Raw genomic sequence first — 15,191 nt, 5'->3', positions numbered from 1 at the left:
TGCGAGCAGCCCACCCCACCGACAATAGCTAGCTTACACTCTTCTTACCCCCCCCCAATTGACAGCGCTGTCAATATGAGGGTATGTTAGTCGTGATGAAGGAATTATCGCCTATGGAGTACATCAACAACATTGTTACCTAGGAATAATAAGGAAATAAAATGAAAAACCTATCTCGAGTAGTCGCTTTTTCAGGACTTATACTGGTCGCCAACGCAGCATTGGCCGCACAAACTGTATATGGTAGTTTCACTTTTGGTTATAACCAAGCCAACGCAAGCGCAAATGCAAAAGCTTCTCTACTTGCGCAATATCCGTCAGCCACCTCAGTTTCAATTCACCATTGCATCAACATGCAAGCGGGACCAGGTTGGCGTTGTATGGCAGTAGGTCAAGTCCAATAAACACTTTTTAGCAACAAGTATGAGTGTTAAATTTTTGCCGATAAGCGCGTGGCGTTAAACTCGTCAATTGGATAAACAGCTTACGAAATGAGCTGACATCTTCATAGCCCACGCGCTCGACAATTTGCTCAATGGCCAATTCAGTCGTTTCAAGCAACCGCTTGGCTTCATCCACCCGCAGTCGCTGCATATAACTGGCGGGGGTTTCGTTAACCGCCTTTTTAAAGCGCCTAATCAAGGTGCGCTTGCCAACGGCAAACTTATTGGCAATATCATCTAATAACCAATTTTGATTCAGATGCTGCTGCATCCAGTGTTGGATCTGCTTAATCAGCTCATCTTGGTGCTGCTCAGGATTAATCGCCATGGTCATAAATGGCTGCTGTGAGCAACGGTTAGGATCGATGAGTAAGATTTTTGCCATCTGTTGAGCGAGCTGCTCGCCCGCTAAAATACTCACTAGATGCAGGGCTAAACTCAAGTTCGAGGTAGTCGCGCCTGCGGTATGAATATGACCATCGGACACCACTAAAGTATCCATGCACAAATTCACATCTTTAAAATTACGTTCAAACATCTCATTTAGCCACCAAACCGTTGTGGCCCGCCGGTTAGCCAGTAACCCTGATGCGGCTAACATTAATGTGCCAGAACAATATGCAGCCAAAGGCTTTTCGGTGGCAGAGAACAAACGCAATGGTGCAAATAGCGGTTCAAAATCATTTAAATAGCTTTGGAATTCGGTTCGGTTGGTCACAAATGATGATGCCAAGATCACCGCATCGGCAGCGGTTATCTCTTCAGGGGTTGCCAACGCTTTGGCTGGAATTTGAAAGCCTTGATTAGTGGTTACCGGCTGGCCATCATGGCTTATCACGTGGCAATGAAACAGATCTTCAGTGACTTCAGGATCAACCCGCTTCAGGTAGCTATTACAAAAGCTGAACACATCTAGAAAGCCGACTATTCCACCAGCTACCACATTACCGGCCGCTAAAATATACACTTTTTTCACTGGCTGCCCCACAATGTCACTATTGACTTTATATTTGTCAATAATGACACTTATTTTAATAATGTCTAGTTTTTATACTGTGGTTATCACCTTGAAGTACTTTGTAAGGACACATGCTATGAACAAGAGCCACACCCATATCAGCCTAAGTTTGATTTATCTTGTTGCCAGTTGGAGCTTACTACTGTGGTTACATTTCAGCACCGAACCTAATATCTTTGCCCATCTGGTCGCCATTCCAAGTCTATTGCTGTTTACCGGATTCAGTGCTTATCAAATCGTTAAAAAAGGCCTCTAAACTTGGTAGCGACACGGCCTAAAATGAACAGCTTAGTTAATTCGAAACTCGTGCACCAGTGTATCTAACTGCTGTGCCATATGCGCCAGCTTGTCGCTTTCAGCTGAGGTTTGCTCGGCACCGGACGCTGTCTCGTCAGCCGCCAAACTGATATTGACGATGTTACTGTTAATCTCTTCGGAAACCGCTGATTGCTCCTCCGCTGCAGTGGCTATTTGGGTATTCATATCTTTAATTGTCGCGATAGAGCAAGAAATACTCTGGAGCACATCACCGGCAGACTTAGCATGATTCACACTTTCTTCAGCATGCTGGCGACTGTCAGCCATTACAGTGACCGCCTGAGCTGTACCACTTTGCAGTTTTTCAATCATCTGCTGAATCTCTTCAGTGGACTCTTGAGTACGGCTGGCCAAGCTACGGACCTCATCAGCAACAACCGCAAAACCACGCCCTTGCTCTCCTGCTCTCGCGGCTTCAATCGCTGCGTTAAGCGCAAGCAAGTTTGTTTGTTCTGCTATGCCTTTAATAACGTCTAAAATAGAACCAATTTGATGACTGTCGTGTTCCAGACTTTGCACTACGGTTGCTGCTTGCTCTATCTCTGCAGCTAAGCCTACGATGGTATCAACCGTATTTTGTACCACAGACATGCCAGCTTGTGATTGCTCATCAGTTTGCAATGCAGTATTAGCGGCATCATTAGCGTTTTTTGCTACCTCCGCAACAGTAGCGGTCATTTCATTCATGGCCGTCGCCACCATGTTTAGCTCTAATCGCTGACTTTGGACTGACTCAGCCGAACTAGCAGTCACCTGTGCCATTTCACCCGCAGAGGTCGACAGTTGCTTGGCGGTTTCTGACACACCAATAATGCTACTGTGGAACTTATCAAGCATTTGATCAAACGCACTCGATACCTGACCAAGCTCATCACGACTGGTGAGGCTGGTGCGTTGAGTTAAATCTGCATTGGCTTCAATATCGCTAATAGATTTCGCTAACGTTTGGGTACTGTTAATTATTGTTCTAGCGACAAAAAACATCAGTAGGCCACCAACTGCAATGCCACCTATAGTGAAGCCCAGTAGCTGTACTCGCATACCAGCCATCGAGTCGATTGCAGCTTGCTGGATGTGTTGACGAGTTTGCAATTCGGCCTCGCTAAGTGCGGCGAAATGCTCACGAGCCTGCTTAGCAAATGGACTAGCCCCAACCCGATAATCTTGCCAGGCCTGCTGCAATTGTGAAGAGTTTCTGCTGGTATTGGCTAATGCCGCCATTCGGTCTCGGCCATCAAAAAGAAACGCTAAAGTCGTTTGCCTCGCCTCGTAGGTTAGCGCGGCTAGCTGCTGCCTAGCACGGTTATCAGTAATTAGCTCAACCGCCTGTTCCAACTGATTAAAGTGCTGTTCAATATCAACAATTCGTTGTTCAATAAGCGAATAGTTTTTATCATAACTATCCCCGAGCATGATGCTTCGAGTAAGTCGAGATACATAGTTCATATCGCGGTTGATCATCAAAATCGCACGCTGGCTAGCTACACCCGCTTGGTCATACTCGTTGAATCTCTCTTCAACAAACTGCGTATTAACTAGCACATCAATTAAAATCGTTAACCCCGCAATCCCAAATACCGCCATCACTAATATCAGCTTGCGTTTTATGCTCCATGAAGACAGCTTACTCATCCTTTCCTCTCCTAATCTATGGGGCTACCTCAAACAATAAGAGCTAATCTCCCTATATTAGGCTAATTCAGAAGCGAATATCACTGTGTACAGTATTTCGGCGATTTTGCTAAAAATTTATAAAAAACAATAAAAAAACCAGCCGAAGCTGGTTTTTTCTAGTGAAATTAACTGATTAAATCGTTAACTATTTGGCCTTAGGTCTAAACGGCTTAATGACTGACTCATCACACGCTAAAAATGGGCCACCTGCACTGATATTAAGAAACAAGCTCAATAGCTTGTTTCGCCGTGGTATACAGTGTCTTTATCATCAAACCTAAAACCCAGCGAATAAACTTCACACTCATCTCTTTAACCGCTTGAATTCTATTACCAGCAAACACCAGCATATGACCGAGTAAGCCTCTTAATTCCTCAGCGATTTCATCCGATGACTTAACCACAACGCCGTGTAAACAACGAGCTAATATGTCATAAAACTGCAAACCATGGCTTAAAGAAGCTTGAGCAAGAATGAAAGCATACTGACCCGTCTTTTTTAAAAGCGTGATTAGAGCATCTGTGATAATTTGCTGCCAGCGTTGAGAGAATGACGCATTGTGTCGTTGTTCATAGTTAAGCACGGTATGCTTATGATGACGGGTTTTAAGTGCGCCATCCATCGCGCTATAGCTCTTATATGATGCTGCGGTATTAACATAGCCTGGCGTTGCTTTGACCATAGAATGCGCACCTATCGAGAAGAAAGCCCCATTGTTCATCGCGGTTTGATACTCTGCTACAGTATGACTAAATGGCCATACTGGAACCGCTGGCACAGGGTCTGCGCCATGCGTGACACGATAATGCTCAATATTAGTAGCGGCTTGGTGAACGGCTCTCTCGGTAACTACCCTTGGTGCGCCGAAGGTATACAGTTTGGTATTGATGCCTTTCTCGCTTGCCCAAAGTGCTGTTAACTGCGCGATGGCTCCGCCCAAACTATGACCTACAACATGCAAGCAGCTAGGGTTATGCCGCGTTATATAATCATTAAATGCTGACTGCATACTGCTAAATGCTTTTTCAAATCCTGAATGTACTTCAAGGCTTTTAGGCCCGACAACAGTAGCAATATTGCCATTGGTTAGCCAATCCGCAAACGATGTAAACACCGTGCCACGAACACCAATAATATGATGCTGTTTAAATTGTGGCGAAATTCCTTGTGCCGTTAATGCAAAACCAGTGCTGCGATTCAATAGTTGGTTAACTAAACCACCACTCACACCTTGGATCTGGCTGTTGGAAATTTTGAAGTTGTCTCTAAACTCTAATGGTAATTCGCTATTAAATGAGCTCGACTTCCTTATGTCGTACACACGTGCAGCAATAGAGGCTGCAATGTAAGGTGAAAGACTTGTATACATAGTGGGAATAATCCTTTATTTCCGTTTGGATAAATCATTCAAATCATAGTTATTCACTCGATATTCACTTTCACCATCATATAGCCAGATGGGCTTATAATCAGTCTGCCAACGACAGATACTTGAAGCAATATGATCATTATGTTCACTATTGATGTTTCTAAATTGAAAACTCACTCGCTTATTGGTTAACTCACAATTCATGAAAGCCAGCTTTTTAGAAAACTCTGGCACTTCCTCAATGCCAATATGGTTAGCGAACCATATTGGCAACAGCTCATTATTTTGAACGACGGTGATCTGCTGCGACACACGATCTTCAGAGAAAAGTCGATTAGGAATCGATGAACGAATGCTCTTTTGAGGAAAATGAAAATGGCCCGCACTATCGGTAATAGCCACATCTATATGATCTTTTTCATCAATATACATCAATGAACGCGTCACCTCTAAGTTAGCCAATGGGGTGCCATTTTTAATAATAACCCCATTGACTTCTGAGCTTAAAAAGACTTCCTTTTTTTTAAACCAACCCAACATATCAACTCCATGATTGAGAATAGGATAAGCAATCGCTAACAGCGCTAACAACATCAAGCGACGACGCAAGCGTAAACGTTTATTCATTAGCTATCCTTGCTAAAATACAGATGGTTTATTCTACTCTTTCAATAGTGAATTCCTATTATCCTATCGAATGGATTCTATCTTTCAATTACGGCTTAGGGATATAACAAAGCCTGTCAGTTTTGCTAATGCATACTGCTAAACATTTCATTAAACCCTGATTGCACGTCAAGACTTTTAGAATTCCTAATGTCATATACTCGCGCAGCAATACTAGCCGCAACCTTCGGTGAAAGAGTTGTATGCATAGTGCGAATAATCCTTTATTTTCGTTTGGTTAAATCATTCAGATCGTAATTATTGACACGATACTTATCTTCGCCATCGTAAAGCCATACTGGTTTGTAATCTTCTTGCCACCGACATATGCTAGATGCTTGATGGTCAAGGTGCTCATTATTGATATTTTCGAATTGAAAACTCACACGCTTATTATTTAGCTCACAAGCCATGGATGATAACTTTCTAGAAAACTCTGGAATCTCGGTAATACCGACATGATTTGCTGCCCACAAAGGAAGTAACTCACCTTCGGGCTCAATGGTAATCTGTTGTGAGACATGATCTTCAGAAAAAAGTCGATTGGGAATCGATGACTTGATCGTTTTTCTAGGGAAGTGAAAATAGCCCGCACTATCGGTAATAACCACATCAATATGATCTTTTTCATCAATATACATCAATGAACGCGTCACCTCTAAGTTAGCCACTGGGGTGCCATTTTTAGTAATAACCCCCTTGACTTCTGAGCTTAAAAACACTTCCTTTTTTTTAAACCAACCAAACATATCAACTCCATGACTGAGAATAGGATAAGCAATCGCTAACAGCCCTAACAACATCAAGCGACGATGCAAGCGTAAACGTTTATTCATTAGCTATCCTTGCTAAAATACAGATGGTTTATTCTACTCTTTCAATAATGAATTCCTATTATCCTATCGAATAGCTTTTATCTTTAATTAACCGCAGATTTTCTAGCTGCTGTGCTCGGTGAGATTCTGTTGCTCATAATTCGACTTCCTTGCCGGTAAAACGATCCGTTAATTTATTAAAATCACCATCTTCAACAACATATTCCTTATCACCATCATAAATTAATACAGGAGTGTAATCCTCGTCCCAACGGCAAATACTTGAAGCCATATGGTCAAGGTGCTCGTTATTAGTATTTTCAAACTGAAAAGTCACTCTCTTATCAGTTAAATCACAAGCCATGGATGACAATTTTCGAGAAAACTCTGGAATCTCGGTAATACCGACATGATTTGCTACCCACAAGGGAAGTAACTCACCTTCGGACTCAATGGTAATCTGTTGTGAAACATGATCTTCAGAGAAAAGTCGATTCGGGATCGATGACTTGATCGTTTTTCTAGGGAAGTGAAAATGGCCTTCGCTATCTGTCATTGTCACATCAATGCGATCTTTGCCATCAATATACATCAATGAACGCGTCACTGCTAAGTCAGCAGCTGGAATACCATTTTGGCTAATAACCCCATTGACTTCTGAGCTTAAAAAAACTTCCTTTTTTTTAAACCAACCCAACATATCAACTCCATGACTTAAAATAGGATAAGCAATCGCTAACAGAACGAGCAACATAAACCGACGACGCAAGCGTAAACGTTTATTCATTAGCTATCCTTGCTAAAGTACAGATGGTTTATTTTACTCTTTCAATAGTAAACTCCTATTACCCTATCGAATGGGTTTTATCTTTAAATTACGGCTTAGGGATATAACAAAGCCTGTCAGTTTTGCTAATGCATACTGCTAAACATTTCTTTAAACCCTGATTGCACTTCAAGACTTTTAGAATTCCTAATGTCATATACTCGCGCAGCAATACTAGCCGCAACCTTCGGTGAAAGAGTTGTATGCATATTGGGAATAATTCTTTATTTCCGTTTGGTTAAATCACTCAAATCATAGTTATTTACACGATATTCATTTTCACCATCGTACAACCAGATGGGCTTATAATCCGCCTGCCAACGGCAAATACTTGAAGCCATATGATCAAGGTGCGGATTATTATTATTCTTAAATCCAAAATCCACCTGAGCATCGACCACATCACAGGTAATTAGCGATAATTTTTCTGAAAACTCAGGAATCTCGGTAATACCAACATGATTGGCTACCCACAATGGCAGCAATTCACCTTCAGGCTCAATGGTAATCTGTTGTGAGACATGATCTTCAGAGAAAAGTCGATTGGGAATCGATGACCTGATCGTTTTTCTAGGAAAGTAAAAATGACCTTCGCTATCTGTTATTGCCACATCAATGCGATCTTTGCCATCAATATACATCAATGAACGTGTCACTGCTAAGTTAGCCACTGGACTACCATTTTTAGTAATAACCCCATTGACTTCTGAGCTTAAAAAGACTTCCTTTTTTTTAAACCAACCCAACATATCAACTCCATGACTGTGAATAGGATAAGCCATCGCTAACAAAACGAGCAACATCAAGCGACGCCGCAAGCCTAAACGTTTATTCACTAGCTATCCTTGCTAAAATACAGATGGTTTACTTTACTCTTTCAACAGTAAATTCCTACTTCCCTATCGAATAGCTTTTATCTTTAATTAACCGCAGATTTTTTAGCTGCTGTGCTCGGTGAGATTGTATTACTCATAATTTGACTTCCTTGCCAGAAAAGCGATCCGTTAATTTGTTAAAATCACCATCTTCAACAATATATTCCTTATCACCATCATAAATTAATACAGGAGTGTAATCCTCCTCCCAACGGCAAATACTTGAAGCCATATGGTCAAGGTGCTCGTTATTAGTATTTTCAAACTGAAAGGTCACACGCTTATTGGCTAATTCACAGTTCATAAAAAGTAGTTTTTTAGAAAACTCTGCCACCTCTTCAATGCCAATATGGTTAGCAAACCATATTGGTAACAACTCACCATCTTGAACTACTGTGATCTGCTGCGATACACGATCTTCGGAGAAAAGTCGATTCGGAATCGATGACTTGATCGTTTTTCTAGGGAAGTGAAAATGGCCCGCACTATCGGTAATAACCATATCAATATGATCTTTTTCATCAATATACATCAATGAACGCGTCACCTCTAAGTTAGCCACTGGGGTGCCATTTTTAGTAATAACCCCATTGACTTCTGAGCCTAAAAAAACTTCCTTTTTTTTAAACCAACCCAACATATCAACTCCATGACTGAGAATAGGATAAGCAATCGCTAACAGAACGAGCAACATAAACCGACGACGCAACCGTAAACGTTTGTTCATTAGCAATCCTTGCTAAAATAAAGATGGTTTATTTTACTCTTTCAAGAGTAAATTCCTATTATCCTATCGAATGGATTTTATCTTTAAATTACGGCTTTTGGATGTAAAAAGCGCATTGCAGAATTTAATCTCACAATACGCTCTGATGTATAAGTATCGAATGAACGATAAAAGTCTAATTACTTCGCCTTAGGTCTAAACGGCTTAATGACTGACTCATCACACGCTAAAAATGGGCCGTCCATCAAATCAATACAGTAGGGAATCGCTGGGAATACCGCATCTAAACATTCACGAATCGATTTAGGCTTGCCGGGTAAATTAACAATCAGTGAATCACCACGTAGGCCAGCAGTTTGTCGTGACAAGATAGCCGTCGGTACAAACTTTAATGATTCAGCGCGCATAAGCTCTCCAAACCCTGGCATCATACGATCGCACACTGCTTCAGTTGCTTCTGGAGTCACATCGCGCTTAGCCGGTCCTGTGCCACCGGTTGTCACAATCAGGCTGCAGTTTTGGTTGTCAGCCATATCAATTAAAGTAGCCGAAATGACATCTTGTTCATCAGGGATAACTTGATAAACCGGTTCCCATTCCGACGTCAGGTACTCGTTTAGTACATCAATAATCGCTTTACCTGAAATGTCTTCGTATACGCCTGCGCTCGCTCTATCACTGACAGTAACGATACCGATTTTCGCTTTGCTCATGTCGTTATATCCTTTCAAACTTGCTGTTGTTGCACTAATGCCGGTCAATCTAGCATAAAGCGCCGGCATTTGGTTTGATAAATACCAAAGTTAAAGCTAAATTTGCCAGCTAGCGGCTATTAGCCGCCACCGAGCTTATTGAGTAAGCCACCGAGCTCTTTATCCGCTCGTTGCTTCAATTCCTGCTTAGCGCGCTCTTTTAACTGCTTCTCAGCTTCTTTCTTGGCTTGTTTAATCATGTTATCCAACATTGATTGCACAATGGCTGCTCCCACCTGATCGGCAGGCAGACCGTGCGGAAAGCCAACAGCATCAGCCATAAAGGTGGGTAAGGTGACCTGATAGCTTTGCTGGCCAACCGCCGTTAAGTCTACCGTCAAACTCACGCCCTCAACTTTCACTTGTTTAACTGCAATCAACGCTTCTTTACCAGATGATTCAGAGGGGCTAGGTGGCTCAGATTGGCTGGCGGGCTCTGCTTGTTGAGTACTGCTCGGTGATGACTGTAACTGCTGTGCCAAATTGTTTTTCAGCACCTGCAGGTTATTGCTGCCGTCAGCGGCCAGCTCAAATCTAACACTAGGGCCAGAAATTAACACTTGGTTGATGAGCACTTCTTGGGTACTAAAGTTGCTGGTTTCAATATCCAATTTGATTTGTTGAAATGCCAATGCCGCATTATCACTAAAGCCCTTAGGATTTTGCACTGCAAAGCCCTCAAGAGCACCAAAGCCCTTAAGCATTTGTAAATCAACGCTCGCCAATGTCACCGGTGTTTGCAGCAAGCGCGTGCCCTGCTTCTCCACCTGTGTTTGGACAATTCCATTAAGGTTATTCAGTACCCAATAAACAACCACGCCCAATAACAACAATAAGGCGATTAGAACGGCAACAATGGCTTTTTTCACGGTGAGACTCCATTTGCAGGCAAGAAAGCTGACGTACTTGTCAGTGTGCTAATGAAGTGTGCCTGAGCCCTGCAATAAAAGCTATGTGCAGCAGAGGATATCGCTATAATTTACCGAGAGAATGCGCCAATATGGCTTAAAATAGGGCTGCAGGTAAGTGGCCGCTGCTAATTGACTAGCATGAGTACAATTAGCAGCGATACGAGGTTAGTTAAAGGTGATAGAGATAAAGTAGCCCAGTACCGTAGCGGTGACGACGCCAATAAAGCCCGGCACCAAGAAGCTGTGGTTGAGCACATACTTACCTATACGTGTGGTACCACTGCGGTCAAAACTGATAGCCGCAAGATCGCTCGGATAGAATGGGAAGAAGAAGTAAGCATAACAAGCCGGTAGTACGCCAATCAGCACCGCAGGTGGAATTCCCAAAGAGAAGCCCAGCGGAAGCATAATGGTTAATACCGCTGCCTGACTTTTTAAGAATACCGACACCACAAACATCGCAATAGCAAACGTCCACGGGTAAACCGCAACGATGTCGCTGACAGATTCTACCAAGTAAGATTTATGATGACCGATAATGGTGTCACTCATCCAGGCGATACCAAAAATGATAATTACCGCTGTCATACCGGCTGTAAACACATTACTGGTGGCAATTTTCTTCGGCGAGATATTGGTTGCCAGCAAGATGATGCCACCCACAGACAACATCATAAACTGAATAGCCACCGACATTTTCACACCTTCGGGTAGCAGTTGTTTACTGAATAACGCGATGATAATCACTGACAAAATACCGAGTAAGAAAACCGTCAGACCTTTTTTGGCAGTTGAATCAGTTTCTTCTTTGTCGCCACTGTTGGACTCTGGATCCAGCAATGCAGCTTTAAATTCAGGGTCCTGTAGTCGTGCTTGGAACTCAGGATCTTTGTCCAAATCTTTACCGCGTTTAAGGCTCCAAGTACACGCAACCAACACACCTATTAGGGTTGATGGGATGGTCACCATCAAGACATCAATCAAACCGATATCAAGCTGGTTATCGACTGCCGTGGCAATGACCACCGCTGCGGCGGCGGCAATCGGGCTAGCCGTGATCCCCATTTGCGACGCCACTGTGGCAATGGCCAGCGGGCGTTCAGGGCGAATACCTTTTTTATAAGACACATCGTAAATAACAGGCAGTAATGGATAAACTGAGTGACCCGTTCCCACCAATACTGTCAGAGAATAAGTACAAAGCGGACCTAGAAATACAATGTGTTCTGGGTGCTTACGTAATAGCTTTTCGGCAAACTTAACCAGTAGCTTAAGGCCACCAGTTGCCTCAAGTGTTGCGGATGCGGCCACAACAGCAAGAATAATCAGCATCACACTGATAGGCGGTGTGCCCGGTGCAATACCAAACACAAACGCCAGTACCGAAACCCCCAAGCCCCCTAACAAGCCAAATGCAATTCCGCCATGCCGAATACCGACAAAGATGACGGCTAACAGCAACAACATATGGATATAAAACATTGTTCACCACCCTTTTTATTATTAGTACGTTGCAGATATACCATATACAGGGGGAATAATAGTGACGACTATCAAGCATTTAACAAGGGATAGAAACTAGTGTTTAAAACTGTGACCCCAAGTGCATTAACGCTTAGTGTCACAGATTCGTTCTTGATATCAAACAGTCAACGCAGTAGACGTACTGACTAAGCAGTCACGCAATGCACATCGGGGACATAGGTGGGGTAATCGGTATAACCTTGCTCGCCGCCACCGTACAAACTTAAACGTGCGTCGGCATCAAACTCCGTGAGTGGCCAACCATGTTGAAAACGTGCCACTAAATCGGGATTGGTCACAAAAGGGGTACCAAATGCCACTAAATCAACATAGCCAGCATCCAGCAACGCTTGTGCCGATGCGTTAGTCAGTTTACCTGCCACCATGATCTTATTGGGGTACACCTGCCGCACTCGTTGACGAAAGCTGTCAGGTACTGGCACATAGGTGCCTATATTCTCTGAAAAATGCACATAGGCCAATTGCATTGGCAGCATTTTCTCCATGGCGTTGACAATCAAATCGGCAATCTCGGTATCAATCTGGCTTGAGCCCTCCTTAACATGAGGTGACACTCTCACTGCCACTTTGTCAGCACCAATTTCATCTACCACAGCTTGCAGGGTTTCCAATAAAAAGCGCATACGATTATCTTGGCTACCGCCATATCGGTCCTGGCGTATATTACTGCTACTTCGCATAAAGGTATCGAAGAGATAACCGTGTGCAGCATGCAGTTCGACACCGTCAAAGCCAGCCTGCATCGCATTGCGAGCAGCCTGTACAAAATCTGCCTGTGTTTGTGCAATGTCGGCTAAGGTCATTGCTCTTGGTGCTTCGGTTTCGATCATACCAAAACCGCCTTCAGGCAATGGCCCATAAACTTGATCGGGCTCCTTTATCGCAGACGCTGCAACTGGCTGCTCTCCTGCAATAATGCTGTGGCTGCGACGCCCAACATGCCATAACTGAATAAAAATCTTGCCGCCTTTGGCATGCACAGCATCGGTCACTTTTCTCCAGCCATCAATGTGCGCCTGCGTATAGATCCCCGGGGTAAGCGAATAACCGCGTGCCACTGCTGAAACGGGGGCGCCTTCGGTAATGATAAGTCCTGCCGAAGCACGCTGCGCATAATAGCGCGCCATCATCTCATTAGGCACATCTCCAGGCTGATCAGTGCGAGAGCGAGTCATGGGCGCCATAACAATACGGTTTTGAAGCTGGCTTGCGCCTAGGTTTATCGCAGAAAAAATATCGGTCATGATTATTGCCTCATCAATTTATGTCGCCATCATAGCAAGCTATTGACGAGATATTGAGCGCGATAACAACAAATAATTTTTGTGAAAAATGCAATAATAAGGCCGATTACAGTGTTAAACGTGTCTCGATAAAATCAATAAACACACTGACCCTTTTGGCCACAGTGGAGCTTTTGTAATACACGGCGTTGACCTGCTCTCTACCGGTTTGGGTCAGTTTTTGCGATTCGAATAGGGCCACCAGCTCACCACTGGCAATATGCCGCTTGACCATAAAGCCCGATAAACACCCAATCCCGTTACCAGCAAGCACAAGCTGGCTGACCGTTTCGCCACTGCTGCAGGAAATACAGGGACTAATGGGTTCCATACCCGCTAGCGGCCAGTGATTTAATATGGCTGCACCGCTAAAACCAATGAGCTGATGGTTTGCCAACTCTGCCGCGGTTTGCGGTACCCCCTGACGCGCAAGGTATGTGGGCGATGCAACAATATAAAGCAAGCTTTGACCCAGCGCCCTAGCGTGCATGGTGGAATCTGCCAACTGGCCTATACGAATAGCTACATCAGTGCGCTGCTCGATAAGATCGACAAACCCTTCGCTGCTACTGAGTACCAACTCAATATCAGGATAACATTGACGAAACTCGGTGATTAGCGGCACCAATTGATGCAATACAAACGGGCTGGCAGCATCCACACGCAGCCGCCCTTGAGGTTTAACCTGGCTAAGCTCATCTTCCGCCTGTTGGATAGCACTCAGCCCAACTCGTATCCGCGCCACAAATTGGCGACCCTCTTCTGTTAACTCAAGGCGTCGAGTGGTGCGATTAAGTAAAGTCACATTAAGCTGCTGTTCAATACGACTGACCGACCTCGATACCTTAGCCACCTGAATATCCAGCGCTTTGGCGGCAGCAGAAAAGCCTCCAGCATCGACAACGGCCAGTAAAATATCTAAATCATCCGATCGAGTTTGCATGCAGGCGCCTAACCACAACACTAATTATTGCAATAATAGCAACAATTGATGAGTGGCGTAGTAATCAATTTAACGGTAAAGCTGACCATAGTTGTCAACATGACGCTCCCATAAAGGCGGCGTACCAATGTATTCGACCACGGCGTTGACGAACTCTTTTACCAACAGGGTTTGTTTACGGTGGGGATAAATAGCGTAAATAGCCCGATCGAGATTAGACAGTACATGGTCGGTCAGCAGCGGTACTAGCCCGAGCTCATCGGCACTTTGGTACAGGTTAGACAAATCTAACATGGTGTAGCCCATGCCATCACTGACCGCACTAACTAATGCGCTAACATCGCTCATTTTCAAATTACCGCGCATGCGATAGTTCTTAAACACCTCACCGTGTGGTTGCTCGCTAATGCGTAATAAATCTAAACTGAAATCGCTATTGCTGTACACCACCGCCGGCAGCTGCGCGAGTTCATCAGGGGTTTGCGGCAGCCCATACTTTTCAATGAACCCTTGTGAAGCAACAATGGCGAAATGGGTATCAGCAATTTTTTTAGCAATCAGATTGGAGTCGGCTAACTTGCCCATCCGAAAAGCCAGATCAAAATGATCGCCAATGATATCTGCTTTTTTATCGTCGAGGATTAAACTAATCTTCACTTGCGGATAGCGCTGCATAAACTGAGTAATAATCGGTTGTAGATACAACTGGCCAAAGTACACTGGCGAGGTTATCCGCAGTATGCCTTTAGGTTGGGACTGATAGGAGTCGGCGATGCTATTAATCTGATCTAAAGTATCAACTAAGATGTGCGCCTGAGCGAGTATCTCTTCACCTGCTGGCGTTAGGGCAAAAGAGCGCGTCGAACGATTCAGCAATTGGACGCCTAACTTGGCTTCAAGCAGCTTTATCTTTTTTGACAGTGCAGAGTTGTCCATATTGTGCAGCGCAGCCGCTTTAGTAAATGAGCCTTGCTGCACCACATCAATGAAAAGGGCCAATTGTTTGGTTATGGACACGGGCTACT

16 protein-coding genes are annotated in these 15,191 nt (G+C 43.9%); 2 read left to right on the top strand and 14 right to left on the bottom strand.

Annotation, left to right across the window (positions count from 1 at the left end; all coding sequences use genetic code 11):
- The first annotated feature begins 161 nt into the window (after positions 1 to 161).
- The gene (locus FLM48_RS00480; RefSeq protein ID WP_179022797.1) at positions 162 to 404 is read left to right on the top strand and encodes a hypothetical protein; all 243 of its coding nucleotides are present in this window, start codon (positions 162 to 164) and stop codon (positions 402 to 404) included.
- 7 nt (positions 405 to 411) lie between these two features.
- Here the strand turns inward: FLM48_RS00480 and FLM48_RS00475 are convergent, their stop codons facing one another.
- On the bottom strand, positions 412 to 1,419 hold the full coding sequence (locus FLM48_RS00475) for a GlxA family transcriptional regulator (RefSeq protein ID WP_028773748.1): 1,008 nt from the start codon (positions 1,417 to 1,419) through the stop codon (positions 412 to 414).
- 118 nt (positions 1,420 to 1,537) lie between these two features.
- Here FLM48_RS00475 and FLM48_RS00470 point away from each other — a divergent pair, with 118 nt between their 5' ends.
- Positions 1,538 to 1,717 carry a hypothetical protein gene (locus FLM48_RS00470; protein WP_028773749.1) on the top strand — a complete coding sequence of 60 codons (180 nt, stop codon included), beginning with the start codon at positions 1,538 to 1,540 and terminating at the stop codon, positions 1,715 to 1,717.
- Positions 1,718 to 1,749: 32 nt separating this feature from the next.
- On the opposite strand, the gene FLM48_RS00465 is transcribed toward FLM48_RS00470, so the two are convergent.
- From FLM48_RS00465 to FLM48_RS00405, 13 genes are all read right to left on the bottom strand, one after another.
- The gene (locus tag FLM48_RS00465) at positions 1,750 to 3,411 is read right to left on the bottom strand and encodes a methyl-accepting chemotaxis protein (protein WP_179022795.1); all 1,662 of its coding nucleotides are present in this window, start codon (positions 3,409 to 3,411) and stop codon (positions 1,750 to 1,752) included.
- A 260-nt stretch (positions 3,412 to 3,671) separates the two neighbouring features.
- The gene (locus FLM48_RS00460) at positions 3,672 to 4,823 is read right to left on the bottom strand and encodes a lipase family protein (RefSeq protein WP_179022793.1); all 1,152 of its coding nucleotides are present in this window, start codon (positions 4,821 to 4,823) and stop codon (positions 3,672 to 3,674) included.
- Between the two features lie 15 nt (positions 4,824 to 4,838).
- Positions 4,839 to 5,450, bottom strand: a complete 612-nt coding sequence (locus FLM48_RS00455) for a DUF6795 domain-containing protein (protein ID WP_179022791.1) — start codon at positions 5,448 to 5,450, stop codon at positions 4,839 to 4,841.
- Between the two features lie 263 nt (positions 5,451 to 5,713).
- Positions 5,714 to 6,325 carry a DUF6795 domain-containing protein gene (locus tag FLM48_RS00450; RefSeq protein ID WP_179022790.1) on the bottom strand — a complete coding sequence of 204 codons (612 nt, stop codon included), beginning with the start codon at positions 6,323 to 6,325 and terminating at the stop codon, positions 5,714 to 5,716.
- 133 nt (positions 6,326 to 6,458) lie between these two features.
- A complete protein-coding gene (locus tag FLM48_RS00445; protein WP_179022788.1) occupies positions 6,459 to 7,091 on the bottom strand; it encodes a DUF6795 domain-containing protein in 633 nt (210 codons plus the stop codon).
- A 263-nt stretch (positions 7,092 to 7,354) separates the two neighbouring features.
- Positions 7,355 to 7,966 (bottom strand): DUF6795 domain-containing protein, encoded by a 612-nt coding sequence (locus FLM48_RS00440; protein ID WP_179022786.1) that lies wholly within the window; start codon positions 7,964 to 7,966, stop codon positions 7,355 to 7,357.
- Positions 7,967 to 8,099: 133 nt separating this feature from the next.
- Positions 8,100 to 8,732, bottom strand: coding sequence for a DUF6795 domain-containing protein (locus FLM48_RS00435; RefSeq protein ID WP_179022784.1), 633 nt, complete (start codon positions 8,730 to 8,732; stop codon positions 8,100 to 8,102).
- Between the two features lie 179 nt (positions 8,733 to 8,911).
- Positions 8,912 to 9,445: a molybdopterin adenylyltransferase gene (gene mog / locus FLM48_RS00430; protein ID WP_179022783.1), complete on the bottom strand. Its 534-nt coding sequence runs from the start codon at positions 9,443 to 9,445 to the stop codon at positions 8,912 to 8,914.
- Between the two features lie 119 nt (positions 9,446 to 9,564).
- Positions 9,565 to 10,353, bottom strand: coding sequence for an AsmA family protein (locus FLM48_RS00425; protein ID WP_179022781.1), 789 nt, complete (start codon positions 10,351 to 10,353; stop codon positions 9,565 to 9,567).
- Positions 10,354 to 10,560: 207 nt separating this feature from the next.
- On the bottom strand, positions 10,561 to 11,877 hold the full coding sequence (locus tag FLM48_RS00420; protein ID WP_179022779.1) for an anaerobic C4-dicarboxylate transporter: 1,317 nt from the start codon (positions 11,875 to 11,877) through the stop codon (positions 10,561 to 10,563).
- A 188-nt stretch (positions 11,878 to 12,065) separates the two neighbouring features.
- A complete protein-coding gene (locus FLM48_RS00415) occupies positions 12,066 to 13,184 on the bottom strand; it encodes an alkene reductase (protein ID WP_179022777.1) in 1,119 nt (372 codons plus the stop codon).
- A 106-nt stretch (positions 13,185 to 13,290) separates the two neighbouring features.
- A complete protein-coding gene (locus FLM48_RS00410; protein WP_179022775.1) occupies positions 13,291 to 14,166 on the bottom strand; it encodes a LysR family transcriptional regulator in 876 nt (291 codons plus the stop codon).
- Between the two features lie 69 nt (positions 14,167 to 14,235).
- Entirely contained in the window at positions 14,236 to 15,183 is a 948-nt protein-coding gene (locus FLM48_RS00405; protein WP_028773755.1) for a LysR family transcriptional regulator, read from the bottom strand.
- Positions 15,184 to 15,191 lie beyond the last annotated feature (8 nt).

Source organism: Shewanella sp. Scap07 (assembly GCF_013394145.1).
Classification (GTDB): domain Bacteria; phylum Pseudomonadota; class Gammaproteobacteria; order Enterobacterales; family Shewanellaceae; genus Shewanella; species Shewanella waksmanii.
The sequence above is the reverse complement of the archived record's forward strand: the minus strand, read 5'-3'. Positions and strand labels throughout refer to the sequence as shown.

What these genes read in the sequence shown, in the direction of transcription:
- FLM48_RS00435 (WP_179022784.1), bottom strand. Translation starts at nt 8,732, where the DNA reads ATGAACAAACGTTTACGGTTGCGTCGTCGGTTTATGTTGCTCGTTCTG.
- FLM48_RS00445 (WP_179022788.1), bottom strand. Translation starts at nt 7,091, where the DNA reads ATGAATAAACGTTTACGCTTGCGTCGTCGGTTTATGTTGCTCGTTCTG.
- FLM48_RS00415 (WP_179022777.1), bottom strand. Translation starts at nt 13,184, where the DNA reads ATGACCGATATTTTTTCTGCGATAAACCTAGGCGCAAGCCAGCTTCAA.
- FLM48_RS00455 (WP_179022791.1), bottom strand. Translation starts at nt 5,450, where the DNA reads ATGAATAAACGTTTACGCTTGCGTCGTCGCTTGATGTTGTTAGCGCTG.
- FLM48_RS00480 (WP_179022797.1), top strand. Translation starts at nt 162, where the DNA reads ATGAAAAACCTATCTCGAGTAGTCGCTTTTTCAGGACTTATACTGGTC.
- mog (WP_179022783.1), bottom strand. Translation starts at nt 9,445, where the DNA reads ATGAGCAAAGCGAAAATCGGTATCGTTACTGTCAGTGATAGAGCGAGC.
- FLM48_RS00465 (WP_179022795.1), bottom strand. Translation starts at nt 3,411, where the DNA reads ATGAGTAAGCTGTCTTCATGGAGCATAAAACGCAAGCTGATATTAGTG.
- FLM48_RS00410 (WP_179022775.1), bottom strand. Translation starts at nt 14,166, where the DNA reads ATGCAAACTCGATCGGATGATTTAGATATTTTACTGGCCGTTGTCGAT.
- FLM48_RS00470 (WP_028773749.1), top strand. Translation starts at nt 1,538, where the DNA reads ATGAACAAGAGCCACACCCATATCAGCCTAAGTTTGATTTATCTTGTT.
- FLM48_RS00450 (WP_179022790.1), bottom strand. Translation starts at nt 6,325, where the DNA reads ATGAATAAACGTTTACGCTTGCATCGTCGCTTGATGTTGTTAGGGCTG.
- FLM48_RS00420 (WP_179022779.1), bottom strand. Translation starts at nt 11,877, where the DNA reads ATGTTTTATATCCATATGTTGTTGCTGTTAGCCGTCATCTTTGTCGGT.
- FLM48_RS00460 (WP_179022793.1), bottom strand. Translation starts at nt 4,823, where the DNA reads ATGTATACAAGTCTTTCACCTTACATTGCAGCCTCTATTGCTGCACGT.